The sequence below is a fragment of the Stenotrophomonas sp. LC732 genome (genome assembly GCF_052446685.1).
Lineage (GTDB): Bacteria > Pseudomonadota > Gammaproteobacteria > Xanthomonadales > Xanthomonadaceae > Stenotrophomonas > Stenotrophomonas muris.
Genome location: NZ_CP199214.1, coordinates 2,055,423 through 2,081,112, shown reverse-complemented (window position 1 = coordinate 2,081,112; position 25,690 = coordinate 2,055,423). Strand labels below are relative to the sequence as shown.

Here is a 25,690-nt window from a genome sequence, read left to right as displayed (position 1 = left end):
GCCCGGGGAAAGATGAATGGGCGATCAGGGCGACATTATGCCGCCCTGAACGTCCATCGGCGATTCAGCCGCCCGAGCCCGGCAGCTTGCCGTACAGCACCTGGCCACGGAAGCCACGCCGCACTTCGCGATACAACGCGCGGAACGCGGTGTAGTCCTGCGGCTGGCACAGCGCCTCCGGACCACGCACCGCGTTCTGCTGCAAGCGATGGCGCACGATCACGTCCTGCCCCTCGCGGCTCCAGTCCACGCGGTACTCGCCAGCGGCGTTGGTGAAACGCTGGTTGGCCGGGATGGCGATGATCGGCGCATTGGCCGGGAACTGCAGGCGATAGGTTTCCTCGCGCAGGCTGGCATTGCAGTAGAACGGCGTCTCGTTGGCCGGCGCAGAAGCGGTGGCGTACAGGCCACGCACCGACTCGCCGCCCGGCGGATCCGGCACGGCCATGCCGCCGGCCACGCTGAAGTCGGCGTAGTCCTCGGCCTGGAAGGCCATGCGATAGCCGAACGGCCGGGTCAGGTCGACCGGCACGCCCTGGATCTGCAGCTGCCCTCGCCCGTCGAAACCGGACGCGGCCATGATCTGCTCCTCGGCGCGCGCACGATTCTGCGCGTTGAGCTGGGAGAACTGGGCGCGCATGCCGATCTCGGCGTTCTCGCCAAGCTTCGGAATGGTCTCGCCGCGCAGGTTGCCGTTGGCGTCGAAGGTGAAACGCACCTCCATCGAGGTGGCGTTGCGCTCTGGCGTGTTGGCCGGGGTGCGCGCCAACGAGGCGTCGCGGGTACGCATCACCGGTGCGCCGAGGTCGCCTTCCGGCAGCTGCCCGAAGCGGGCCCACGCGGTGGTCGAATCAAGGTACAGATCGAACTCGGGGATGTAGGTGATGGCGTGGTTGAAGCGGCCCAGCACCGGAATCTTCGGCAGCGTCGGGCCACCGCCGGCACCGATCAGCACCGGCGAGCTGGCGATGCCCTTGGCTGCCAGCAATGCCTCGAGGATCGTCACATGGTCCTTGCAGTCACCATAGTGGTTGTCGAGGATGCTCTGCGCGCTGTTCGGCTCCAGGCCGCCATTGCCCAGGTACACCGCCACATAGCGGATGTTCTGCGCCACCCAGCGGTACAGCGCGTCGGCCTGCTCGCGCCGGTCGCTGATGCCAGCGGTGATCTCATCAGCCAGCGCCTGCAGCGCCGGGGTCACGTCGGCCGCCGGGCCGGCCTTGAGCTGGTAGGCGCGTCCCATCTGCGACCAGTCACGATAGGTGCTGGCCATGATGTTCGGGCCGAACTCCCAGCCCGCCGCCGACCAGTTCTGTGCCGGCATGGCCTCGCGCCGCTGGTAGCGCCAGCGCCACTGCGCCTGGCCGTTCTTCACCGTCGGGCGATCGCTGCCCTGCACGCCGCGGCTGTCGACGAACATCGGCAGGTTGGCCGGCGCAGTCAGGGTGACCTCGGCGTCTTCGTACTCGGTGAAGACGTTGAAGGTTTCCCACAGGCCGAAATAGCCCGGGAAGTACGGCGTGGCCTGGGTGCGGCGCACCTGGTAGTACAGGCGCGTGCCCGGGGCCAGGTTCGGGAACACGATCACCCGCACCTTGCGGTCGGCATACATCGCCGCCGAGGCGCTGGAGTAACTCTCCTGGGTGTAGATGCGATCGGCCGGCACGTCGCGCCGCTGGCCATCGGCGGTGATGGTGTAGGCACCGAGCACTTCCAGCGTCTCCATCTTTTCGCTGTAGCTCAGCCGCACCTGGCTGAACTGCTCGACGGAAGCCTTGGTCTTGAGCAGGACTTCGTAGGTTTCGGTCTGCACATTGCCCGCATCCGGCCGCACCTGGTAGTCGGCGCGGTAACGGACAATGCTGAAATTATTGCTGGCTTCGGTATCGCCGCTGGTGGAAGGCGGCGCCGTGGCGGGCGCGGAGGTGGCGGTTTCTGCCAGTGCCGGGCCGGCAGCCAGGAAGGCTGCCAGCGCCAGCGCCAGCGCGCTTGGTACGGGGTGAAGCATGCGTCGGTTCCTTGGACGTCGTGGGGGATACGTCGGGCCTTACTTCGGCGGCGGCGGTGCCAGCACCGTGCGGTCGCCGTTGTGCTCGGGCGGGCTGACCACGCCGGCCGCTTCCATGGCCTCGATCAGTCGCGCTGCACGGTTGTAGCCGATCTTCAGCCGGCGCTGCACGCCGGAAATCGAGGCGCGGCGGGTCTCGGTGACCACCCGCAGCGCTTCGTCATACAGCGGGTCGGACTCGTCGCCGGCCGCACTGGTCTCGGGCAGGCCGGTGGCACCGACGACCACGCCGTCGCCCATCGTCTGCACCTCGTCCAGCACCCCGTCGATATAGTCGGCCGGGCCCATCGCCTTGAGGTGCTCGACCACGCGGTGCACTTCGTCATCGGACACGAACGCACCATGCACGCGCTCGGGCAGCGCGGTGCCCGGCGGCAGGTACAGCATGTCGCCGTGGCCCAGCAGGGTCTCCGCGCCGGACTGGTCGAGGATGGTGCGCGAGTCGATCTTGGAGCTGACCTGGAACGCGATACGGGTCGGGATGTTGGCCTTGATCAGGCCGGTGATCACGTCCACCGACGGGCGCTGCGTGGCCAGGATCAGGTGGATGCCGGCCGCACGCGCCTTCTGTGCCAGGCGCGCGATCAGCTCTTCCACCTTCTTGCCGACGATCATCATCATGTCGGCGAATTCGTCGATGAAGATGACGATGAACGGCAGCGTCTCCAATGGACGCGGCGCCTCGCCCAGCTCCGGGTTCGGCTTGAACAGCGGGTCCATCAGCGGCTGGCCGGCATCCTGCGCTTCCTTCACCTTCTTGTTGAAGCCGGCCAGGTTGCGCACGCCCACCGCGCTCATCAACTTGTAGCGGCGCTCCATCTCGGCCACGCACCAGCGCAGGCCGTTGGCAGCCTCCTTCATGTCGGTGACCACCGGCGCCAGCAGGTGCGGGATGCCCTGATAGACGCTCAGCTCGAGCATCTTCGGGTCGATCATCAGCATCCGCAGATCTTTCGGCGAGGCCTTGAACAGCAGGCTCAGCACCATCGCGTTGACCGCCACCGACTTGCCCGAACCGGTGGTACCGGCCACCAGCAGGTGCGGCATGCGCGCCAGATCGGCCACGGTCGAGCGCCCTGCAATGTCCTTGCCCAGCGCCAGGGTCAGCACGCTGGCCGACTTGTCGTATTCCTTCGAGCGCAACAGCTCGGACAGGTAGATCATCTCGCGGGTGACGTTGGGAATTTCCAGGCCGATCACCGACTTGCCCGGAATCACGTCGACCACGCGCACCGACTTCACCGACAGGCCGCGCGCGATGTCCTTGTCCAGCGAACTGATCTGGCTGACCTTGATGCCCGGCGCGGGCTCGATCTCGAAGCGGGTGATGACCGGCCCGGGGTTGGCGCCGACCACCTGGGCGTCGATGCGGAAATCCTTCAGCTTGAACTCGATCTGCCGTGACAGCGCGTCCAGGGTTTCCTTGTCGTAGCCCACCGGCTGCGGCTTGGGGTCGTCCAGCAGGGCCAACGGCGGCAGGTCCGAGCCGTCGCCGTTTACGCCACGGAACATCGGGATCTGCGTGTCGCGCTTGGCCCGGTCACTCTTCTCGATCACCGGTTCCGGTCGCGGCTCGATCTTCACCGGCTCGCGCTTGGCGCGGACCTCGGCATCGGCCTTGCGCACTTCCTGGCGCTCCTCGCGCATCACCCGGGTCTGCTGCCACTCGGTGACTTCTTCCTTCTTGCGCGCCAGCAACGGTGCCAGCGACATCACGCCACGGCCGATCTTTTCCATCACCGTGAACCAGGACAGCCCGGTGGCCAGGGTGATCGAGGCCAGCAGCAGCACCAGCACGAACAGGTTCGCGCCCAGCGCACCGAAGCCCACCGTGAGCGAATTGCCAACCAGCTTGCCGAGAATGCCGCCGGCGCTGGAGACATCGCCACTGAACAGGCGTACATGCAGGAAGCCGGTGCCAGCAATCAGGAAACCGACCAGGCCGACCAGGCGCAGCGCCGGGTCCAGGTCGTTCTCGCCCTTGCTCTCGCGCTTGAGGCCGAACATGGCAATCCACGACAGCGCACCGAGCACCACCGGCAGCAGGAAGGCGATGTAGCCGAACAACTGCAGCAGCACGTCGGCGATCCAGGCGCCCGCGCGACCACCGAGGTTGTGCACCGGCGCGACCACGCTGCCGGTATGCGACCAGCCCGGATCCGTCGCTGAATAGGTGAAAAGACTCGCCGCCAGATAGAGCAGGGCCGGCGCGATCGCGATCAGGCCCAGGTCGCGCCAGAGGCGCTGGCGGCGTGGATTGTCGGTCGTCGCCGCCGCGGCCGTGCGACGTGACGCCTTGCTGTCGTCCGACTTGGAGCGTTCAGGGACCTGCTTCGCCACCTTAGACCATACCTTTGGAATGCGCTGTTAGTGATTGATAATAAATGAGACGGCGTCAGTTTTCAGTTATGCGACTTCTGACCGGGCCCGGACAGAGCCGAAACCACCGCTGGATGACGGCGTTCTGTTCATCGGCTTGAATCGCCCTGCCCCAGCCGCCACTCTATGACCAGCCACGGATGCTGCGCAAACATCGCCAGCGCCTTGTCCCATCTACCTTTTCGCGAGTCTACATGAGCACCAGCCTGCCCTCCCGCCACCAGCGCCTCGTCATCCTCGGTTCCGGACCGGCCGGCTGGACCGCCGCCGTCTACGCCGCCCGTGCCAACCTGAAGCCGGTCGTCATCACTGGCCTGCAGCAGGGCGGCCAGCTGATGACCACCACCGAGGTGGACAACTGGCCGGGTGACGCCCACGGCCTGATGGGCCCGGACCTGATGGCGCGCATGCAGGCCCACGCCGAGCGCTTCGAGACCGAGGTCATCTTCGACCACATCCACACCGCCGACCTGTCGCAGCGCCCGTTCAAGCTGATCGGCGACAGCCACGAGTACACCTGCGACGCGCTGATCATCGCCACCGGCGCCACCGCCAAGTACCTGGGCATCCCGACCGAAGACGAGTTCAAGGGCCGCGGCGTGTCCGCCTGTGCCACCTGTGACGGCTTCTTCTACCGCGACCAGGACGTGGTCGTGGTCGGCGGCGGCAACACCGCCGTGGAAGAGGCCCTGTACCTGTCCAACATCGCCCGCAAGGTCTACCTGGTCCACCGCCGCGACACCCTGAAGGCGGAGAAGATCATGCAGGACAAGCTGTTCAGGAAGGTGGCCGAAGGCAAGATCGAGACCGTCTGGCACCACCAGGTGGAGGAAGTGCTGGGCAACGACGCCGGCGTGACCGGCGTGCGCGTGAAGTCCACCCTGGACGGCGGCACCCGCGACATCGATGCCCACGGCTTCTTCGTGGCCATCGGCCACCACCCGAACACCACCCTGTTCGACGGACAGCTGGCGATGAACAACGGCTACCTGGAAATCCGTTCGGGCCTGGGCGGCAACGCTACCCAGACCTCGGTGGAAGGCGTGTTCGCCGCCGGCGACGTGGCCGATCAACACTACCGCCAGGCGATCACCTCGGCCGGCTTCGGCTGCATGGCCGCACTGGACGCCGAGCGCTATCTGGACGCGCAGGGCAAGGCCAGCTGAAGCGCTGATTATGCTCTGTAGAGTCGAGCCATGCTCGACTCAGGAGAAAGGCCGACGCGAAAGCGTCGGCCTTTCTCGTTACATCCCTGCGGCAGCCGTATTCTCAGGCAAGCCATTTCGATCAGGGCCGGCCGCATCGGGAACACAACGAACGGTGTGAGGCACGGGCTGCGACTTGACCCCATCCGCATCCAACACATGCGTCTCCCAGCCGAGCGTCCCCACGCTGTCGCGACCGCAGCTGAGTTGCATCCTGCTGGGCTGGTCAGGCGAATCGAGGACCACCGTCCGTCCGCTGCAGTTCCACCCTGATGGGCACAGCGTATTGCGGGTGATCAGGCTGATCGGGAATTGCGGATGGCCCGCAAACGCCACGTCCACCTCGCGCGAGTCGCCGGATGGAACGTCGACATCTGCGATCGGCTGCCCGGACAGCGGCTCACACGTCTTTCCTGTTGCCCACAGGCGATAGCCCTTCTCCACCCCTTTCATCGACGCCGAGCGGAAGACGGGGTCCTGCAGCGCCTTGGCATCATCCGGATTCGTGTGAAACGCCGTCTCTACGATGATCGATGGCATGTGCGCCTCTCGGTTCTCCCCCTTGTTCAGCGCGTGCGGAGCGGGAGCCACGGTGAATGCCGCATACTCAGGTAGCGAGTGAATCAGCTCCTTCATCGAGCACAGGACACTCTCTGCAAGAGCAGCATCCATCGGCCTACCAGGTTGCACGATCACACGAGTACCGCGCGCGGCCCCCGAGGGTTCTCCATTGCTGTGCAGATGAATCGCTACCTCAGCTCCGTGGTGGTTTGCGAGAAGCGGCCGACTGTTGATGTCTTCACGCTCCTCCCGATCCCAAAGCGTACTGCCTGCGTACGTGTTCCATATCTTTGTCTCGGCCGGATACTGCTCGGCAATCGCGTAGCGCGCAGCTATGGTCCACCACTCCTCACCACTCGGAGGATGAGTCGTTCCCGTGATCTGAACGCGCGGACGGACGACAGGCATTTGGCTCCTTTGCTCGATCATCGCCTTCAGCTCCGCAGCGTACGACGGAGTCAACAACCCCTCGGAGACCCCATTCCATTCATCCCTTGAGGTCACCCACCGGTTGTCCTTGTAGCTGTAGAAATACCCATGGCCGGCTGCGACAAATGCCATCCCGGACCCAGGCGTTCCACGCATCCGCCTCAGCGCATCCCCCGCTTTCCGCGCCGCATCGTCCGCAGCCTTTATCTCAGGAAAGTAGTATTCGATCTCTTTCCCGTCATACAGAAAAACGACACGACTGAACGGCGCCACCTGCTCGGCCCAATGCAGTAGTCCAAAACTGATCTCGCTTCGCTGATCCTCGAACGACGGTCCGTAATCGGCAGGAACGAAGTCACGATCCAGCGCCACGGTCACTACACCGTTGGCGATATCTGCTGATACCTCAACCCGGCGACTACGTGCCTGGCCATCCACGAGACGAACGCGCTCCAGAATGTCGCGCGCCTTCTGGGTCAAGAGGATGTCGAGCCCAGTGTCCTGCTCCACCGCAGGAGGAGCGTCAACGGCCTGCGCGGGGCTTATCAACAGTCCGCCACCCAGAAGAGACAGCAGGACAGAAAGGGATCCAAGGCGAAATTTCTGGTTCATTTTGGCTACTCCATGCAAAGAGTGAATGCACCGCTCCAGCGGCGCAGCTCACTCTGCCCCTGTGCATTCAGGCATTCCGCAACCAAGCGCACACGGATGGACAATTCAAACTTTCCTCACCCCCAACCGGAACAAACCAACCCAGCTCCGCCAGCACCGTTCGTGATCCACCTGGCCTATCCTTGCCAACCATGCCCTCCGCCCGCTTCCTCGACTCCCTGCAGTCCATTCCCGCCACCGACTGGGATGCCCTGCACGACGGCCAGAATCCGTTCGTCAGCCACGCCTTCCTCTCAGGCCTGGAACAGCACGGCTGCCTGCGCGAGGATTGGGGCTGGCAACCCCGGCACTTCACGCTGTGGGAGGGCGAGCGCCTGATCGGCGCAATTCCGGGCTACCTGAAGACCAACTCCCACGGTGAATTCGTGTTTGACCATGCCTGGGCCAACGCCTATGCCCGCCATGGCCGCGACTACTACCCGAAGTGGCTGGGCGCGGTGCCGTACTCGCCGGTCACCGGGCCGCGCCTGCTGGCCCGTCACGATTCAGAGCGCACCACGCTGCTGTCGGCGTTGCGCGATGCACTGCCGGCACTGGCCGTGTCATCGGCCCATATCAACTTCCACGCCGCAGCGGACGAGGCGCTGTTCGGCGATGACTGGCTGCTGCGCGAGGACGTGCAGTTCCAGTGGCAGAACCCGGGTGACTGGGCGACATTCGACCAGCTCCTCGGCGCGATGAACCACAAGCACCGCAAGAACATCCGCCAGGAACGGGCCAAGGTCACCCGCCAGGGCATCAGCTTCCGCGTGGTGCACGGCGACGAGGCCAGTCGCGCCGACCTGCAGGCGATGTACCGCTTCTACCTGCAGACCTTCCTGGAATACGGCAATGCCCCGGCGCTGACCGAGCCCTTCCTGCGCCATCTGGCCATTTCATTGGGACGCGGGCTGGTGCTGTTCCTGGCCGAGCGGGAAGGCCAGCCGATTGCCGGCGCGCTCTGCCTGCGCGGCGGTGACACGCTGTACGGCCGCTACTGGGGCGGCGCCACCCTGCCCGGCCTGCACTTCGAAGCCTGCTACTACCAGGGCATCGAATACTGCCTGCGCGAAGGGCTGACCCGTTTCGAACCGGGCGCACAGGGCGAGCACAAGCTCGCGCGGGGCTTCCTGCCGACGCTGGTGCGCAGCCGGCATTGGGTGGCTGATGCGGAGTTCGCAGAAGCGCTGCAGGACTGGTGCCGGCAGGAACGGCGCGATGTGCGGCGCTACCAGCAGGAGCTGCAGGGGCATGGGCCGTTCCGCGTAGAGTCGTAGTGCCGAGCTTGCTCGACTGGTTCAGCTGTACTGGCTGTAGTGCCCGCTGATCCTGCACTGGTCGCACCAGAACGTGTAGAGCATGCCTCCGTTCATCCACTGCATCAGGGAGCCATCGTCCAATGGAATGTGGGAATCAAGCTGCATGACAAAGAACATCGTGCGGCAACAATCGGGACAGGACAGATAGAGCCCGCTCTGGATCCAGGATGGCAGTCCGCCCACCCGGCTGTAGTTCTGCCAGCCACCCACATAGCTCGGCGGCTGCCAGAACCGACCCGGAAGCTCGACCAGATCGACCTCCGCCTCGATCAGGTTGGTTGACGTTTCCGGACATGCCCGCGGATCGAATACCTGCGATTCATGGGCGCTGGGAAGGCCCTGTGTATCGTGGCGGAAATACACGGGATCTCCGTGGCACCAACCAGACTCTCCGTTGTCGGGGCAGTCCAGACATATGCCGAGCGTCACCTTCGAGAGGGTGCACGGACCGATCAACGCCAGCTCCAGTTCCAGCAAGCGCTGCAACGGGGAGTTGCATATTCCACATCGCCCTTCCAGGCGACCGCCCATATGCCCCGTTGCCTGCGCATTCCCGTCCTTCCAGGTGGGATGCAGCCGCTGGAGGCGGCGCTCGACCCTTGTGGATTCTGCCAGCTGCAAGCGCTGGTGCTGCGCACTGAAACGCAGATGGAGACCACGCCCTCCATGCAGCGCGCGTCCCGAGCCCAGCTCAAGACCAGACAATCCCTCCCTTCCAACTGCCGCCCATGGCTCATCCCGTGAACCGGATAGGTCACGCGCGGCGTCCTGGAACTCCACGACCCCACTCATCTCCAGGGGTAATCCCGGCAAACCAGCATCAGACGACGACGGCCCTCTTGCCTCCTGAATCCATCTCCGACCGACCTCAATCGGCAGCTCCCGCCAGAACGGGCCTTCTATTGGCTCGTGTGCCGACAGGCGAAGGACGGCATCCCAGTCATCATGAAGCAATCTGGGGAGACGATAGGCCGCCTGCGCCGCGATCCTGGCCGCCAGCCAATGGCGGCTACCGCTCTTGAACTCGCCCCAGGCAAATCGGCACACCTCTGCGACACTGTCATCCGGCAGCAACTCAGCCGCAGCCGTAAGCATCCCGCTCCTCTGCACAGGGGCCTTCATCGCCAAGATGAGCAGTGTCGAGACGGCGGCAGGATCACCCTCATAGAGATCCAGCATCGCAACCATGGCTTTATCTGAGCCAGCCGACATTCCGGCCATCTCAAGCAGTTCTTGCACGGTGTCAGTAGTTCTCACGGTAGTCCGCGCTTGAAAGATGAGCCCACAGGGTGACTGGCACTACCGTTCAGGGGAATGCAACAAATCCCAAAAAGAAGCGAAGCCGACAGGTGAGCCACGCGCTCATGCGGGGCCGGTCGTCGGTGGACAGTCATGGCGGCAGACATCACGCGTCACCGCGACGAATACAATGCCGGCATGACCCGCCAGCTGCCCTGGCGCCTGGCCGACGCGCCGGACGCCCCCTTCCCGCCGGCCGAGACCGCCCTGCGCCAGCCCGACGGCCTGCTCGCCGTGGGCGGCGACCTGCACCCGGCGCGCCTGCTCAACGCGTATGCGGGCGGCATCTTTCCATGGTTCAGCGAGGGCGAGCCGATCCTGTGGTGGTCGCCCGACCCGCGCATGGTGTTCCGTACCGATGGCGTGCATCTGTCCAGCCGCTTCCGCCGCCAGTTGCGCGGCAGCACATGGGAGGTCACCGCCGACACCGCCTTCAGCCGGGTGATGCGCGCCTGTGCGGCGGCACCGCGGCCCGGCCAGGACGGCACCTGGATCAGCCCCGACATGGTCGAGGCCTACAGCCAGCTGCATGACCTCGGCTTTGCCCACTCCTTCGAGGTCTGGGACCGGCAGACGCTGGTCGGCGGCATCTACGGGGTGGCGATCGGGACGATGTTCTTCGGCGAGAGCATGTTCAGTGGCGCCAGCGGCGGCTCCAAGATCGCCCTGGCCGCGCTGGCATCCACGCTTCACGGCTGGGGCTGGGCGCTGATCGATGCCCAGGTGGAGAATCCGCACCTGCTGCGGATGGGCGCCGAGCACCTGCCGCGCGCGGCGTTCCTGCAGCACGTCCGCCACGCGGTGCGCCATGACGGCCGTGAAGGCCCGTGGACGCAGGCGGTCGGACGCCTGCCGGCACAGCGTTTGGCCGGGGGTTAACACAAACTTTGCAAGCTGGGCCGGTCACGCGTAAAATACTGCGCCTTAGGCCCAGCGTGGCCGTTTTCTGAACCGCACAGGACTACATGTCGAAAGACGATTCCATCGAGTTCGAGGGCACCGTCAGCGAGACGCTGCCGAACACCACTTTCCGCGTTCGCCTGGAAAATGGGCACGAAATCATCGCCCACATTTCCGGCCGCATGCGCAAGAACTACATCCGCATCCTCACCGGTGACCGGGTCAAGGTTGAAATGACCCCGTACGACCTGACCAAGGGTCGTATCACCTACCGCATGAAGTAAGCGGTCGGCGCGTTGCGCCACTTCGACAAGGCCAGCCCTGGTTGCTGGCCTTTTGTCATGCCTGCAATCCGGCCCTGCCGGAGGTCATCGTGACCGAACGCACCGTGGCGTCGGTCAGCCCTGCTTGCGGCAGATTCGCATCTTCATCCGTGGCGGCATCGTGGGACCCGATCCAGTCCGGATCGCCATTCCCCTGCCCCGCCATGAACATGCTCACGCTGACCGCCCTGCTCGTCGCCGTTGCCACGTCCGCCAGCGCATCGCCTGTGCGCGCCGCCGAGCCCCCCTCCACGGCCAGTGACTGCATCCAGCTGGGCAGCGACCAGCAGATCGTGCGCGCCGGCGTTTCGCGGAACATCCTGCTGCGCAATGGCCAGGACCACTATGTCGTGCACTTCCAGAACGACTGCTCCACTGCCGGCTACTCGCGGAAACTGAGCTTCATCACCGAAGGCCAGCAGGGCCTGCTGTGCAGCGCCGGCCGCAGCCAGCTGCGCACCGATGCCGACCACTGCCGGGTGGCGCAGATCGAACCGATCGACGAAGCCACCTTCCAGAAGAAGGCCCGCCAGCGCGGCCGTTGATGGCGCATATGACAAGGGCGGCCGAAGCCGCCCTTGTCATTTCAGGTCCGCCGGGCCAGGCCCGGCGTCAGCTCACTCCACGGTGACCGGCAGCAGGCGCTCCGGCTCGGCCTGGGTCTCGACGACCAGCTCGTCGTCGCGGACATCGATGTTCACCTTGCCGCCGTTGACCAGTTTGCCGAACAGCAGCTCGTCGGCCAGAGGACGCTTGATCTTGTCCTGGATCACGCGGGCCATCGGGCGCGCACCCATCAGCGGGTCGAAGCCGTGGTGGGCCAGCCAGTCGCGCGCGGTCGGCGTGGCCGACAGGCTGACGTGCTTGTCCTGCAGCAGCATCTCCAGCTCGATCAGGAACTTGTCGACCACGCGCAGGATGTGCTCGAAGCCCAACGCCTGGAACTGCACCACCGCATCGAGTCGGTTGCGGAATTCCGGGGTGAAGCTGCGGCGGATGGTCTCCATCGCGTCGGTGGCATGGTCCTGCTTGGTGAAGCCGATCGAGCGCCGCGAGGCCTGCGCCGCGCCGGCATTGGTGGTCATCACCAGCACCACGTTCTTGAAGTTGGCCTCACGCCCGTTGGTATCGGTCAGCACGCCGCGGTCCATCACCTGCAACAGGATGTTGAAGATGTCCGGGTGCGCCTTTTCGATTTCGTCCAGCAGCAGCACGCAGTGCGGCGTCTTGACGATCTTTTCGGTCAGCAGGCCGCCCTGGTCGAAGCCGACATAGCCCGGAGGGGCACCGATCAGGCGGCTGATCGAATGCGGCTCCATGTACTCGGACATGTCGAAGCGGACCAGCTCGATGCCCAGCTGCAGCGCCAGCTGCTTGGTCACCTCGGTCTTGCCGACACCGGTCGGGCCGGCGAACAGGAAGTTGCCGATCGGCTTTTCCGGATTGCCCAGGCCCGAGCGGGCCAGCTTGATCGCCGAGGACAGCGTCTCGATGGCCGGGTCCTGGCCGAAGATCACCATCTTCAGGTTGCGCTCCAGGTGCTGCAGCACATCCTTGTCGGTGGCACTGACCTGCTTGGTCGGGATGCGCGCCATCTTGGCCACGATCGCCTCCACTTCCTCGACGTCGATCAGCTCCTTGCGCTGGCCTTCCGGCAGCAGCCGCTGGCGGGCACCGGCCTCGTCGATCACGTCGATGGCCTTGTCCGGCAGCAGGCGGTCGCCGATGTGCTTCACCGACAGATCCACCGCCGCCTGCAGCGCTTCGTCCGAATAGGTCACGCCGTGGTGCAGCTCGTACTTGGACTTCAGGCCCTGCAGGATCTCGTAGGTCTCGCCCACGGTCGGCTCGACGATGTCGATCTTCTGGAAGCGGCGGGCCAGCGCCCGGTCCTTCTCGAAGATGCCGCGGTACTCCTGGAAGGTGGTCGAGCCGATGCAGCGCAGCTCGCCGGAGGCCAGCGCCGGCTTGATCAGGTTGGACGCATCCATGGTGCCACCCGAGGCCGAACCGGCACCGATGATGGTATGGATCTCGTCGATGAACAGCACCGCATTGGGGACCTTCTTCAGTGCGGTCAGCACGCTCTTCAGGCGCTTCTCGAAGTCGCCGCGGTACTTGGTGCCGGCCACCAGCGCGCCCAGGTCGAGCGAGTAGATCACCGCGTCGGCCAGCACGTCGGGCACCGAGCCCTCGACGATGCGGCGGGCCAGGCCCTCGGCAATCGCGGTCTTGCCCACGCCGGCCTCGCCCACGTACAGCGGGTTGTTCTTGCGGCGGCGGCACAGGACCTGGATGGTGCGCTCGATCTCGTCGGCACGGCCGACCAGCGGATCGATGCGGCCGGACCGCGCCTGTTCGTTGAGGTTGCTGGCGAACTCGGTCAGGGCATCACCCTTCGGCTCGCCCTCCCCGCCTTCGATGCGGCCTTCGCCCTCGGAGGAGGAGGACGGCTGCTCTCCTTCCTCGCCCAGCTTGGCGATGCCGTGGGACAGGTAATTGACCACGTCCAGCCGGGTCACGTCCTGCTGGTTGAGGTAATAGACGGCATGGGAGTCCTTTTCGCCGAAGATGGCGACCAGCACGTTGGCGCCGGTGACCTCCTTCTTGCCCGAGGACTGCACGTGGTACACGGCCCGCTGCAGCACGCGCTGGAAGCCCAGGGTCGGCTGGGTATCACGGCCGTCATCTTCGGCCAGGCGGGACACGGAAGCCTCGATGGCCTGCTCCAGCTCCTGGCGCAGGCGTTCGGCGTCGGCACCACAGGCCTTCAGTACGGCCTGGGCAGACGGATTGTCGAGCAGTGCCAACAGCAGGTGTTCGACCGTCATGAATTCATGCCGGGCCTCACGGGCGCGCTTGTAGCACTGGCCGATGGTGTGTTCGAGGTCTTTGCTGAACATGGATTACTCCGGCGGCAGATGGGGACAATATGCGGCCTGACTACGCGATTTCCATCACCCTAGCGGATTGCTGCGTTCAGATGGCGTTAGCAGTGCAGATCGCTTGATCTTCATTCACTCCAGGACAGCCCACCCAGCATGAGCGAACCCTACCTGAGCCGCTGGCGATTGCGGCGTGATGGCGCGGCCATCGAGACGCCCCACGCCCAGCTCTGGCCGGTGCTGACCGCCGACGGCGAACCGGCGATGCTGAAGGTCAGCAGCGAAACCGAGGAGCAGAACGGCCATCGCCTGCTGCGCTGGTGGGACGGCGATGGTGCCGCCCGCCTGCTGGCCCACGAGGGGCCGGCGATCCTGATCGAGCGTGCCGGCGGCGATTCGCTGCGGCAACGTTCGATCGAGGGCGACGATGATGCGTGTACCACGATCCTGTGCCAGGTCCTGCGGCAGCTGCACCGGCCACGGAGCGCGCCGCCAGCGGAACTGGTCTGCCTGCGTACATGGTTCGCCGACCTGCTGCAGCCAAGGGCCGCGCTGCCGCCACTGCTGGAACAGTGCAGATCACTGGCGGAGCGAGTGTTGCAGGAAGAACGCGAGATCCGGCCGCTGCACGGCGACCTGCACCACGACAACGTGCTGGATTTCGGCGCGCGTGGCTGGCTGGCGATCGACCCGAAGCGGCTGCTGGGCGACCGCGCGTTCGACTACACGACAATGTTCAGCAACCCGGACCTCTGTGGCCCGGGCATCCATGTGGCCACCCGGCCCGAGCGGTTTGCCGCCCGGCTGGAACAGGTCAGCGCGCTGGCTGGGCTGGAACGGGCGCGCCTGCTGCGCTGGATCGCGGCCAGCACTGCGCTGTCGGCGGTGTGGTTCAGGGATGACGGCGACCCCGCCGACGTCGACGAGACGGTGGCGCGGATGGCGCTGGAGGGGTTGGCGGAGGCGTGACCTCCGCGCGTGGTGGGCGCACTCCATCCGGGATCATTGCGCCGGGACGAAAAGCAGCCGAGCATGGGCTCGGCTCTACAGGTTTCTGCCTTGGTAGGTGCCCACCTTGGTGGGCACGCCGTGTCCGGAGTCGATGTACCCGGACGAGGATCGGCAGCCGGTCAGGCCTTTTCCATCGTGCACAGCAGCGGGTGCTGGTTCATCCGCGAGTACTCGTTGACCTGGGCAACCTTGGTCTCGGCCACTTCGCGGGTGAACACCCCGCACACGCCGCGGCCGCGGGTATGGACGTGCAGCATCACCTGCGTGGCCTTGTCCAGGTCCATGCTGAAGAACTGCTGCAGCACATCCACCACGAAATCCATCGGGGTGTAGTCGTCGTTGAGCAGCATCACCTGGTAGAACGGCGGCGGCGCCACTTCCGGGCGCGCGGGCTCCACGGCAACGCCGTGCTCGTGCTGGGAATCGGGGGAGGACTCATGGGGCATCCATCCATTATAGAGGTTGCACCGCGCCTGCGTCGGCCCGCCGCGGATTGGACGGCACGCACGCCCCCCGTCACAATTGCACCTTCTTTCAACGTTGCTTCACAGGATCTTCATGAAAAGGACCCTTCTGCCCGCCCTGCTGATCACCCTGGCTGCTGCCGGTTCTGCCGCCGCGGCGACCAGCGCCGACAAGTCCGTGGCCCGCCACCTGGACAAGCTGGGCTATACCTGCGAAGTCGACGAGGATGGCGACTACCGCATGGTCTTCGACGTCGAGGGCGACCGCACCCAGATGGTCTACGTGCGCTCGGCGGTGGAAGACTTCGGCAGCCACAACATCCGCGAGATCTGGTCGCCGGCCTACAGCGCCAAGACCAAGCAGTTCCCGGTGGCCGTGGCCAACCGCCTACTGGAAGATTCGCAGGACGCCAAGATGGGCGGCTGGGTAAAGCAGGACACCACCGCCATGTTCGTGGTGAAGATCGACGCCGATGCCACCGCCGACCAGCTCAGCGACGCCATCGATGCGGCCATCCGCACCGCCGACGCGATGGAGCTGGAACTGACCAAGAAGGACGAGTTCTGAGTTGAACGCCACGCCGGACCCGCGCTGGGCACCGCACGCCACCGTTGCCACCGTGGTGATCGACGGCGGCCGCGTGCTGCTGGTCGAGGAGACCATTGACGGCCGCCAGGTGCTGAACCAGCCGGCCGGCCACCTCGAGCCGGGCGAAAGCCTGGCCGAGGCCGCCCTGCGCGAGACCCGCGAGGAAACCGGCTGGACGGTGCAGCTGACCCACTTCATTGGCTGCTACCAGTGGACTGCCGGCGACGGCACGGCCTTCCTGCGCTTCTGCTACGCGGCGCGCCCGGTTTCGCACGATCCGGCGCAGCCGCTGGACACCGGCATCGACCGCGCGCTGTGGCTGACCCCGGCCGAGCTGCAGGCCGCCGGCGAGCGCCAGCGCAGCCCGCTGGTGTGGCAGGTGGTGGCGGATTACCTGGGTGGCCAGCGCCACCCGCTTTCGCTGGTCCGGGAGGTCGCATGAGCACTCCGCGTGTGATGGTGGGCGTCTCCGGCGGCGTCGATTCCTCGGTCGCCGCCTGGCGCCTGGTACAGCAGGGCGAGGCCGTGGCCGGCCTGTTCATGCAGAACTGGGCCGACGATGGCAGCGGTGATTGCCGTGCCGAGGATGACCGTCGCGACGCGGTGGCCGTGTGCGGCCTGCTGGGCATCCCGTTCCACTTCCGGGACTTCTCCAGCGAGTACTGGCAGGGCGTGTTCGAGCACTTCCTGGCCGAGTACGCGGCCGGCCGCACCCCGAACCCGGACGTGCTGTGCAACCGTGAAGTGAAGTTCAAGCATTTCCTGGACGCCGCCCGCGAGCTGGGCGCCGAGCGCATCGCCACCGGCCATTACGCACGGGTGGCCCAGCGCGGCCACCAGTGGCTGCTGCTGCGCGGCGCCGATCGATCCAAGGACCAGAGCTACTTCCTGCATCAACTGGGCCAGGAACAGCTGGCAGCCACCCTGTTCCCGATCGGCGACCTGGAAAAGAGCGACCTGCGCCGGATCGCGCGCGACGTCGGCCTGCCGACCCACGCCAAGAAGGACTCCACCGGCATCTGTTTCATCGGCGAGCGCGACTTCCGCGAATTCCTCGGCCGCTACCTGCCGGCCAAGCCCGGCCAGATCCTCGACCCGGCCGACGGCAGCGTGATTGCCGAACACCCGGGCGTGTTCTATTTCACCCTGGGCCAGCGCGAGGGTCTGAACATCGGCGGCGTGCGTGGCCGCCCGGCCGCGCCGTGGTACGTGGTTGGCAAGGATGTGGCCAGCAACGTGCTGTACGTGGACCAGGACCGCGACAGCAAGTGGATGCTGTCCGACCGCCTGCGTTCGGAAACCGCGCACTGGATCGCCGGCTCACCGCCGGCACGGCGCTTCGAATGCACCGCCCAGACCCGCTACCGCCAGCCCGACGAGCCGTGTACGGTCCAGGTGCTGGACGATGGCAGCGTGCTGGTCACCTTTGCGCGCCCGCAGCGTGCCGTTACCCCCGGTCAATCGCTGGTGCTGTATGACGGTGCTGTGTGCCTGGGCGGCGCGGTGATCGCCGCCACCGATGCGCCGCTGGAACAACGCCTGCGCACCACCCCCTCCCCTTTTGAGGTAATCGCTGCATGAGTTTCACTGTCGACGACCGCGTCCTGGCCTTGGCCGGCATTGCCCAGGCCCTGCAGCAGGTGCGCCGCATCGCCGATACCGGCCATTCCGACGCCGCCGCCGTGCGCACCGCCGTGGACAGCGTGTTCCGCGTCGATGCGTCCTCGCCGCAGGCGGTGTTCGGTGACCGTCATGCACTGAAGTCCGGCCTGCGCCTGCTGCACAACTACTTCCGCAGCCAGGGCCAGGACCCGATCCTGCCCAAGCTGGCCCTGTCGGTGCTGCAGCTGGAGCGCCGCTTCGTGCAGGATGGGGCGACCGTGAACAAGGTCGCCTCGGGCATCGAGCGCGCCCAGCGCCAGGCCACCGAACTGGGCGACAGTGGCCACCCGGACGTACTGGCCAACCTCGGCGGCCTGTATGCCGACACCATCAGCCACCTGAAACCGCGGGTGATGGTGCAGGGCAACCCGCACTACCTGGGCCAGGCCGGCGTGGTGGCGGAGATCCGTGCCCTGCTGCTGGCCGCGGTGCGTTCGGCGGTGTTGTGGCGCCAGCTGGGCGGCAGCTACTGGGACTTCCTGTTCAGCCGCAAGGCGATGATCGAGGCCGTGGACCGCCTGCTGGCCTGAGGGTGTGGGGTCAGAGCCCTTTTCCATGGAAAAGGGATCCGACCCCGTTGCGCCTGCCCAAGGGGTCGGATCCCTTTCCGGCACGGAAAGGGCTCTGACCCCGAGGCCGCCAAGGCGCCGGAAAACCGGCGCATTCAGAATGCACTTCGAGGCACATCGACGTTAAAGAGAAAGGGGGTACGGCCGATACATCCTCCGTGCACCTCCCGAGAACGTCCATGTACTCACGCATTTTCATCCGTCTGGCCGCCCCCCTGGCTCTGACCCTGCTGCTCCCCTTCGCCATCGGTTTCGAATGGCCGGCCGCCCTGCGCTGGGCGATCCTGACCACGATGACGCTGAGCTGGCTCGGCTTTGCGTGGTGGACCACCCGCGCCCAGGCACATCGTTCCCCCGAGCACGCCCGTGTCCTGCGCGAACAGGACCAGCTGCTGACCGAGCTGCGCAACTTCGTCGGCAACGAGATCGACGGTTCGCGTGGCGAAGTGGAACGCGCCCGTGACCTGATCCGCCAGGCCGTCTCCAGCCTGGGCGGCAGCTTCGATGCCATGAACCGCAAGTCGCGCCAGCAGAGCCAGGCCCTGTCGCGCATCGTCGATCGCGCCGGTGATGAAGGCAATGCCGGCCTCGACGTCGCCCGTTTCGCCCAGCACGCCAGCCATCGCATGGAACAGCTGGTGGAAGCGCTGGAACAGGTGAGCGGCCAGAGCAGCACCACCGTGCAGCACATCGACCAGATGGCGCAGCACCTGGATGGCATCTTCGCGCTGCTGGAAGACGTCAAGTCGATCGCCGACCAGACCAACCTGCTGGCGCTGAATGCGGCCATCGAAGCGGCGCGTGCCGGTGAAGCCGGTCGTGGCTTCGCCGTGGTCGCCGACGAAGTGCGCAACCTGTCCGAGCGCTCGACCACCTTCAACGAGCAGATCCGCAAGCTGGCGCACAGCTCCAAGGACGCCATCGCCAAGGTGCGCGAGACGGTTTCGCACATGGCCTCGCGCGACATGGACCGCTCCCGCGAAGCCCGCCAGGAAGCAGCAGCGATGCTCGACAACGTCGCGCAGATCAACGCCTCGCTCGGCGACGGCATGCGCGAAGTGTCCGAGTGCGCCCGTGCGATCGATGGCAGCGTGGCCGAAGCCGTGCGTGCCCTGCAGTTCGAAGACATCGCCACCCAGGCGCTGGGCGGCGTGCACACCCACCTGGACCGCCTGACCGCGATCAACCGCGAAGCGGTGGCCCTGCAGGAACTGCTGCACCGCAATGGCGGCGTGTTCGACGAAGAGATTGCCACCGCGCTGCAGCGCACCGGCAACCGCCTGCGCGAGCTGCGCAGCGAATGGGAACGCCCGCCGCACAAGCCGGTTGCCCAGCAGAGCATGGGCGCCGGCACCGTCGAGCTGTTCTGATCCTGATGTCCGCTGCCCTCGCCGGCAGCCCGCAAGGCCCCGGTTCGCCCGGGGCCTTTGCCTGTAACCCGCCATTGGATGCATCCTGTACGCGCACCATGACCCTGATCCGCGCCCTGCCCGCCCTCACCGACACCGAGCGCCCGCGCAATGCGAGCGTGCGTGAGCAGCTGCAGCGGCTGGAAGACGTGGCCCGCGAGGAACTGCTCGAACTGCAGCAGCTGGCCGATGCGCGCCCCACCCCCTCCCGAGCCGACGATGAACTGCTGGGCCTGGCATGGGACCTGGGCCTGGATGGCGAAGCCCTGAAGTAGATCCACGTCCTGCGTGGATGGGCCGTCCCGCATGGCATGATCCACCGGTCCCGTTCATGGAAGACCGATGGCCATCGCCCTCATCGCAGTGCTCCTCATCGAAGCCGTCCTTCTGATGGCCTGGGTGGCCGGCTATTTCAGCTGGGGCATCACCCTGTTCAACGAACGCATCGCGGCGTCACCGGCCATGCAGGCCCGGCTCTCGCTGGGCAGCCTGGAACGTGACCTGCCGCAGGACAGATGGCTGCAACTGGCCTTCCATGCGCTGCCCGATGGCAGCATGGCGTTCCGCGAGAGCTTCGCACCGAGCTTCGGCCTGCGCTACTTCCCGGTGATGCGTGGACGCATCGTTCTCAACGCGCGACGGCACGAGGTGCGGGTGATCGGCCTGTGCAGCTGGTTCGTGGCAATCCTGTCGCTGCTGCTGTTGCCACTGGTGGCGATGCGCCCGATGGTGGCACCGATGCTGCTGGTGCTGCCGCTGTTCCTGGCCAGCTATCTGGTCCAGAAGCGGCGCTATGCGGCCATCGTCGAGGCCCTGCGCATGCAGTTGAAGGCGGAGTTTCCCAGGTAGTTCCACGCCATGCGTGGATGATCGCGAGCGCCAGGGCATCCGTGCCGGCCAACGGTCGGCACCCACCAGAGCTGGGCGCACCAGAGTCAGGCCACACCGCGCCGGCATCCGCCAGCGCAGACCCTCAGCGCACCAGCACCGCTTCGCCGCTGGCGTCGGTGCGCATCGGCGCCGGGCGCTGCTGGCGCAGCCACTGCGCCAGATCACGCGGGCTGAGCGGGCGCGAGTACAGGTAGCCCTGGATCTCGTCGCAGCCCTGGCGGCGCAGCATGTCCTCTTCCTGGTGGGTTTCCACGCCTTCGGCCACCACCTTCATGCCCAGCGCGTGGCCCAGGTGGACGATGGCCTGGGTGACTTCGGCCGTGCCCGAATCATGCAGCATGCCCTGCACGAAACTGCGGTCGATCTTCAGGCGCCCCACCGGGAAGCGATTGAGGTAATTGAGGTTGGAGAAGCCGGTGCCGAAGTCATCCACCGCCAGCGGCACGCCATGCCGTTCCAGCACGTCGAAGCAATGGCGCAGGATGTCGGTATCACGGATCAGCGCCGACTCGGTCAGCTCCAGTTCCAGCCGTTGCGGCGGCCAGCCATGGGCATGGCAGATCTCGATCACGCGCTCGGCGAAGCCGCGATCACGCAGCTGCACCGCCGACACGTTGACCGCGATGCGATCAAAGTGCAGTCCGGCACGGTCCCAGGCGGTCGCCTGGCGGCAGGCCTCGTTCAGCACCCAGTCGCCGATGCGCACGATCTCGCCGCACTTTTCGGCAATGGGAATGAACTCGGCCGGGCTGCAGTAGCCGATGCCGGGGCGGTGCCAGCGCAACAGTGCCTCGATCGCCGGTGGCTCGCCGTGGTGGGCGTGCAGCAGCGGCTGGTAGGCCAGGCTGAACTCGTCGCGCTCGATCGCCCCATGCAGGGCATGCTCGACGTCCAGCCGGCGCTGGATGCGGGCCAGGGCGTCCTGGCTGTAGTACTGGTAGGTGTTGCGCCCGGCTTCCTTGGCCGCATACATCGCGGCGTCGGCCGCGCGCAGCAGTGAGTCGAAATCGGTCTGCGCATCGCCCAGCATCGCGATGCCGACGCTGGCGCCGACTTTCAACGTGGTCTCGCCACGGCGCAGCGGCTCAGCCAGCGAGGCAATCAGCTTGCGGGCGACATGACCGGCATCTTCCGGCTCGGCCAGGTCGCGCAGCACCACGATGAACTCATCGCCACTGAAGCGGCCGAACAGGTCGTTGTTGCGCAGGTTCTGGTGCAGGCGGGTGGCTGCGGCCTTCAGCAGCGCATCGCCGGTGGCGTGGCCGAAGCTGTCGTTGATGGTCTTGAAGCCGTCCAGGTCGATGAACAGCATGGCCAGCGAGGAACCGCGGTCGCGTGCTTCCTCGATGGCTTCGGCGGTCTGTTCGCCGAGCAGTACGCGGTTGGGCAGGCCGGTCAGCAGGTCGTAGTGGGCCAGCAGTTCGATGCGCTCGTTGGCTTCGCGCTCGCGGGTGATGTCACGGAACAGGACAACGAACCGCGGCGGCAGGCCGTCACGGCGGTCCAGTTCGATCAGCACCTGCACCCAGACGCGCAGGCCGGACTGGCGGTAGAAGCACAGGTCCAGCTGCTCGGGCAGGCCGCCGTTGGCGATACGGGCGAGCGCCGCCTCGAACGCGTTGCGCGAGTCCTCCGTGTACAGCGCCAGCGCCTGGTCGAGGGTGATCGGTTCCTTGCGCAGGCCATGGATGCGGTAGCACTCCTCGGTCCATTGCATGCTGCGGGTCTGCACTTCGATCTCGCAGCCGCCGATGCGGCCCAGCGCGGAGACCCGGTTCAGCAGTTCGGTGCGCCAGCGGATCAACGCATCGGTCTGGTGCTGTTCGGTGATGTTCTGTACCTGGCCGAGCAGGCGCTTGGGTTGCCCGTCCATGTCCAGCAGCGGCTGCATCCATAGCCGCAGGTGCTGCGAAGGCTCATGGCCGCGGGTCAGCTCCAGCTCGAGGTTGGCAGCGCGGCCATCGCGCCACAACCGCCGCCATGCCGCGCGCAGCGCGCCGCGGGAGCGTGGATGCAGCTGCTTCAGCCAACGCCGCTGGCCCGGAACGGCGCCCTGCTCCAGGGCCAGCAGCGAACGCAGTTCCGGCGACCACCAGAAATGCCCGCTGTTGGGATCAAACGACCAGCTGCCCATGCTGGCGATGCGCTGGGCCTCGCTCAGGTGCAGCTGCTGTTCCTGCAGCAGCGATTCGAGCTGCTTCTGCTGCTCGATATCGGTATGCGTGCCGACCATGCGCAGGGGCTGGCCATCGGCGGTGCGAGCGACCACGCGGCCGCGATCGAGCACCCAACGCCACTGGCCATCGGCCTGGCGGAAACGGAACTGTGCGCTGTACTGCTCGCTGTGCCCGCGCAGGTGCTCGTCGAGCGCGGCGCGCACCTGGGCGATGTCCTCGCCGTGCACGCGAGACAGCAATTCAGTGGCGGTCTCGTCGCCCAGCGCCGGCGTGCGCGCCACCCGGTCACTGGGGATGTCCCAGTCCCACAGGCTGTGGCCGGCGCTGTCCAGTGCCAGCTCCCAGCGCCCGCCCGCATCGACCGGCACCGGCTCGGGAATGCTCAGGGTGAACGCCAGCAGGTTGCCGGCACCGTCGTGCACCGCACGCAGGTGACCGTCGTAGTGCCCCCGCGGGCCGCCCGGCAGCGTGCAGGCAACGATGCCACCATCGGCGGCCATCAGGCGCAGATCTTCCAGCATCGGCGCATAGGCCGCCACGGTGGCCGGCAGGCCATGCTCGCGCGCGGCCGGATTGGCCGCCAGCGGGCGCCCGGCACGGTCGACGATGACCAGCGCCGACGCAAGCGGGTGCTGCAGCAGGCTGGCGATGATCCCTTGGTCCACGCGATCTTGCTCCGGATGACACGCCCGTCAGCGGGGCACGCAGTGGTTAACGGCGCCTGCGGCGGATAATTGAGTGGTCACGGCACGCTGCGGGGTAAGATGACCGGCGCCCCTGTCACCCGCCCCGTCCATGCCCGCAGAACCGACCGGCAACGCCCCAGTTCCCGACCCGCGGATGGCGCAGGCGCTGAGCCGTGACCGGCGCCGGGTGGTGCTGAGCTACCTGGTGATGGCGCTGGCCTGGATGATCTCCACCGACAGCGTGGTGCAGGCGCTGGTGCCCGATCCGCAGCAGGCGGCCCTGTGGCAGGGCCTGAAGGGCTCGTTCTTCGCGCTGGCCAGCGCGGGCCTGCTCTATCTGCTGCTGCGCCCGCTGGCCGAACACGTGCTGCATACCCATGCGCGCCAGCAGGCCTCCGAGCTGCGCCTGCGGCAGATGTTCGAGGGCAACCCCGGGCCGATCCTCGTCTACGACCTGGACACGCTGGCGATCCTCGATGCCAACCCCGCCGCCTGCAGCGCCTTCGGCTGGGACCGCGACGAGCTGCTGGAACAGACCATCGACGCCTTGTGGCCGCCGGGCCAGGACCAGGCCCTGCAGACCAAGCTGGAGGCGATCCGCGAGGCGCCCGAGGAGCTGTGCATCCTGCGCGCTCAGCTGCAGCTGCGCGATGGCGCGCTGCGGCAGATGGAGCTGCGCTCCAACGCCATCAGCTACGACGGCCACAACGCCCGCCTGCTGATCGCCATCGACCGCACCGCCGAGGATCTGGCCCAGCTGCGCCGCGACCAGGCGTTGGCCCGGGTGGAGGAAGCCCATGAGCTGGCCCGCATCGGCGCCTGGGAACTGGACCCGTCCACCGGGCTGGGCCGCTATTCCAACCAGGTCTATCGCCTGCTCGGCCGCCGCCCGCCCGAGGCCCGGCGCTGGCACCGCTTCGATGAGCTGCTGGTGCCGGCCGACCCGGCCACCGCCACCCAGACCGAACAGCTGCTGGCCGAACTGTGCTCCGGCGAGCCGGTACAGGTGGACGTGCTGCTGCCGCTGCTGTCGATGGACGGCCGTGCATTGATGGTGCACCTGCGGGCGGCCAGCGGTATCGACGAAGCCGGCCGCAGCCGCGTGCTGGGCACGCTGCAGGACGTGACCGAGCGCGAGCAGTCGCGGCGCCTGCTGCGCGAGCGCGAGGAACAGTTCCGCGAGCTGGTGCGGGTGCTGCCCGACGGCGTGGTGATCCTCTCCGACGAGCACGTGCTGTACGCCAACGCCTGGGCCGCCGGCCTGTTCGGCTACGGCAGCCACACCCTGCTGGGCGAGCCGCTGTCGGCACTGGTCGCTGCCGCCGACCTGCCACGGGTGCGCAGCCAGCTGCGCGCCGGCCAGCCCCACCTGGGGCCGGGCCACAGCAGCGTGGTGGCCATGCAGCGTGCCGACGGCCGCAGCTTCCATGCCGGCCTGGCGGTGGGCGAAGTGCGCTACGGCGGTCGTGACTGCAAGCTGCTGATCGTACGCGACCTGAGCGATTCCGAACGCACCCGCAGGGCGCTGGAAACCAGCAATCGCGAGCTGCAGGCGATGGCCGGGCGGCTGTTCTCGCTGCAGGAGGACGAGCGTCGCGCGATCTCGCGCGACCTGCACGATGACATCGGCCAGGCCATTACCGCGATCAAGCTGTCGGCGCATGCGGCGCAGGATGAGGACGATCCGAAGCGTCGTGGCGAGGACCTGGCGCAGATCGTCAGCCTGGCTGACACCACCGTGGCCAAGCTGCGCGACATCTCCACCCTGCTGCGCCCGCCGCAGCTGGATGCACTGGGCCTGGAGGCGGCGCTGAGCTGGCAGGCGCGGGTGCTGTTCCGCTCTTCGCCGGTGGAGCTGCTGGCCGAGATCGAGCCGCTGCCGCACCGCCCCGACAACAGCATCGAACAGGCCTGCTTCCGCATCGCACAGGAAAGCCTGACCAATGCGCTGCGCCATGCGCGCGCCAGCCAGGTCCTGCTGCAGCTGCGCGACGTCAGCCAGCGTGGCCTGCACCTGCAGATCCGCGATGATGGTGAAGGCTTCGATCCGGACGGCCCGCGCGGCCTCGGCCTGATCGTGATGCGCGAGCGCGCGCAGAGCGTCGGTGGCCACGTGCGGATCGAATCCGCGCATGGCGAGGGCACCCTGATCGACGTCCACCTCCCCTACCAGGCGACCAGCATGGCCGCCGTCGATTCACCGGAATACTGAG

Annotated in this window: 22 protein-coding genes; 14 read left to right on the top strand and 8 right to left on the bottom strand. The window is 66.7% G+C overall.

Annotated features, from left to right (window positions below; all coding sequences use genetic code 11):
- Positions 1-64: 64 nt before the first annotated feature.
- Together ACT6SE_RS09960 and ACT6SE_RS09955 are read right to left on the bottom strand one after the other, a co-directional pair.
- Positions 65-2,008 carry a DUF3857 domain-containing protein gene (locus tag ACT6SE_RS09960; RefSeq protein WP_014647089.1) on the bottom strand — a complete coding sequence of 648 codons (1,944 nt, stop codon included), beginning with the start codon at positions 2,006-2,008 and terminating at the stop codon, positions 65-67.
- Positions 2,009-2,047: 39 nt separating this feature from the next.
- Positions 2,048-4,408 (bottom strand): DNA translocase FtsK, encoded by a 2,361-nt coding sequence (locus tag ACT6SE_RS09955; RefSeq protein WP_014647088.1) that lies wholly within the window; start codon positions 4,406-4,408, stop codon positions 2,048-2,050.
- 233 nt (positions 4,409-4,641) lie between these two features.
- Between ACT6SE_RS09955 and trxB the strand changes: the two genes are divergently transcribed.
- Positions 4,642-5,613, top strand: coding sequence for a thioredoxin-disulfide reductase (gene trxB, locus ACT6SE_RS09950; RefSeq protein WP_014647087.1), 972 nt, complete (start codon positions 4,642-4,644; stop codon positions 5,611-5,613).
- A gap of 78 nt (positions 5,614-5,691) precedes the next feature.
- On the opposite strand, the gene ACT6SE_RS09945 is transcribed toward trxB, so the two are convergent.
- Positions 5,692-7,254 carry an N-acetylmuramoyl-L-alanine amidase family protein gene (locus tag ACT6SE_RS09945; protein WP_049420338.1) on the bottom strand — a complete coding sequence of 521 codons (1,563 nt, stop codon included), beginning with the start codon at positions 7,252-7,254 and terminating at the stop codon, positions 5,692-5,694.
- Between the two features lie 191 nt (positions 7,255-7,445).
- Between ACT6SE_RS09945 and ACT6SE_RS09940 the strand changes: the two genes are divergently transcribed.
- Positions 7,446-8,570, top strand: a complete 1,125-nt coding sequence (locus ACT6SE_RS09940) for a GNAT family N-acetyltransferase (RefSeq protein WP_088375552.1) — start codon at positions 7,446-7,448, stop codon at positions 8,568-8,570.
- Positions 8,571-8,591: 21 nt separating this feature from the next.
- Here ACT6SE_RS09940 and ACT6SE_RS09935 read toward each other — a convergent pair whose 3' ends face one another.
- Complete coding sequence (locus ACT6SE_RS09935) at positions 8,592-9,851, bottom strand: hypothetical protein (protein ID WP_235319606.1); 1,260 nt, start codon at positions 9,849-9,851, stop codon at positions 8,592-8,594.
- A gap of 198 nt (positions 9,852-10,049) precedes the next feature.
- Here ACT6SE_RS09935 and aat point away from each other — a divergent pair, with 198 nt between their 5' ends.
- Both aat and infA read left to right on the top strand, forming a co-directional pair.
- Positions 10,050-10,790, top strand: coding sequence for a leucyl/phenylalanyl-tRNA--protein transferase (gene aat, locus ACT6SE_RS09930; protein ID WP_014647084.1), 741 nt, complete (start codon positions 10,050-10,052; stop codon positions 10,788-10,790).
- Positions 10,791-10,876: 86 nt separating this feature from the next.
- On the top strand, positions 10,877-11,095 hold the full coding sequence (infA, locus tag ACT6SE_RS09925) for a translation initiation factor IF-1 (protein WP_005409596.1): 219 nt from the start codon (positions 10,877-10,879) through the stop codon (positions 11,093-11,095).
- Between the two features lie 55 nt (positions 11,096-11,150).
- Here infA and ACT6SE_RS09920 read toward each other — a convergent pair whose 3' ends face one another.
- Positions 11,151-11,312, bottom strand: a complete 162-nt coding sequence (locus tag ACT6SE_RS09920) for a hypothetical protein (RefSeq protein ID WP_153643327.1) — start codon at positions 11,310-11,312, stop codon at positions 11,151-11,153.
- Between ACT6SE_RS09920 and ACT6SE_RS09915 the strand changes: the two genes are divergently transcribed.
- On the top strand, positions 11,305-11,679 hold the full coding sequence (locus ACT6SE_RS09915) for a hypothetical protein (RefSeq protein ID WP_141098667.1): 375 nt from the start codon (positions 11,305-11,307) through the stop codon (positions 11,677-11,679). The genes ACT6SE_RS09920 and ACT6SE_RS09915 overlap by 8 nt on opposite strands.
- A gap of 72 nt (positions 11,680-11,751) precedes the next feature.
- On the opposite strand, the gene clpA is transcribed toward ACT6SE_RS09915, so the two are convergent.
- Positions 11,752-14,037 (bottom strand): ATP-dependent Clp protease ATP-binding subunit ClpA, encoded by a 2,286-nt coding sequence (gene clpA / locus ACT6SE_RS09910; RefSeq protein WP_032961881.1) that lies wholly within the window; start codon positions 14,035-14,037, stop codon positions 11,752-11,754.
- 138 nt (positions 14,038-14,175) lie between these two features.
- On the opposite strand from clpA, the gene ACT6SE_RS09905 reads away from it, so the two are divergent.
- Positions 14,176-14,988 carry an APH(6) family putative aminoglycoside O-phosphotransferase gene (locus ACT6SE_RS09905; protein ID WP_046430475.1) on the top strand — a complete coding sequence of 271 codons (813 nt, stop codon included), beginning with the start codon at positions 14,176-14,178 and terminating at the stop codon, positions 14,986-14,988.
- A 161-nt stretch (positions 14,989-15,149) separates the two neighbouring features.
- Here the strand turns inward: ACT6SE_RS09905 and clpS are convergent, their stop codons facing one another.
- A complete protein-coding gene (gene clpS / locus ACT6SE_RS09900) occupies positions 15,150-15,476 on the bottom strand; it encodes an ATP-dependent Clp protease adapter ClpS (RefSeq protein WP_005416477.1) in 327 nt (108 codons plus the stop codon).
- A gap of 112 nt (positions 15,477-15,588) precedes the next feature.
- Between clpS and ACT6SE_RS09895 the strand changes: the two genes are divergently transcribed.
- The 7 genes from ACT6SE_RS09895 (at position 15,589) to ACT6SE_RS09865 (ending at position 20,572) form a co-directional block, all read left to right on the top strand.
- Positions 15,589-16,062, top strand: coding sequence for a hypothetical protein (locus ACT6SE_RS09895; RefSeq protein WP_444811149.1), 474 nt, complete (start codon positions 15,589-15,591; stop codon positions 16,060-16,062).
- A gap of 1 nt (position 16,063) precedes the next feature.
- Positions 16,064-16,525, top strand: a complete 462-nt coding sequence (locus ACT6SE_RS09890; protein ID WP_014647078.1) for an NUDIX hydrolase — start codon at positions 16,064-16,066, stop codon at positions 16,523-16,525.
- Entirely contained in the window at positions 16,522-17,664 is a 1,143-nt protein-coding gene (gene mnmA / locus ACT6SE_RS09885; protein WP_046430472.1) for a tRNA 2-thiouridine(34) synthase MnmA, read from the top strand. The genes ACT6SE_RS09890 and mnmA overlap by 4 nt, the downstream gene beginning before the upstream one ends.
- Positions 17,661-18,275, top strand: a complete 615-nt coding sequence (gene hflD, locus ACT6SE_RS09880) for a high frequency lysogenization protein HflD (RefSeq protein ID WP_032961893.1) — start codon at positions 17,661-17,663, stop codon at positions 18,273-18,275. Before mnmA ends, hflD begins: the two co-directional genes overlap by 4 nt.
- Before the next feature lie 218 nt (positions 18,276-18,493).
- Positions 18,494-19,684, top strand: coding sequence for a methyl-accepting chemotaxis protein (locus ACT6SE_RS09875; RefSeq protein WP_005416472.1), 1,191 nt, complete (start codon positions 18,494-18,496; stop codon positions 19,682-19,684).
- A gap of 98 nt (positions 19,685-19,782) precedes the next feature.
- Positions 19,783-19,998, top strand: coding sequence for a hypothetical protein (locus tag ACT6SE_RS09870; protein WP_014647074.1), 216 nt, complete (start codon positions 19,783-19,785; stop codon positions 19,996-19,998).
- 67 nt (positions 19,999-20,065) lie between these two features.
- The gene (locus tag ACT6SE_RS09865; protein ID WP_032961898.1) at positions 20,066-20,572 is read left to right on the top strand and encodes a hypothetical protein; all 507 of its coding nucleotides are present in this window, start codon (positions 20,066-20,068) and stop codon (positions 20,570-20,572) included.
- Between the two features lie 124 nt (positions 20,573-20,696).
- On the opposite strand, the gene ACT6SE_RS09860 is transcribed toward ACT6SE_RS09865, so the two are convergent.
- A complete protein-coding gene (locus ACT6SE_RS09860; protein WP_014647072.1) occupies positions 20,697-23,456 on the bottom strand; it encodes a bifunctional diguanylate cyclase/phosphodiesterase in 2,760 nt (919 codons plus the stop codon).
- A 130-nt stretch (positions 23,457-23,586) separates the two neighbouring features.
- Between ACT6SE_RS09860 and ACT6SE_RS09855 the strand changes: the two genes are divergently transcribed.
- Entirely contained in the window at positions 23,587-25,689 is a 2,103-nt protein-coding gene (locus ACT6SE_RS09855; protein WP_032961901.1) for a sensor histidine kinase, read from the top strand.
- Position 25,690: the final 1 nt, after the last annotated feature.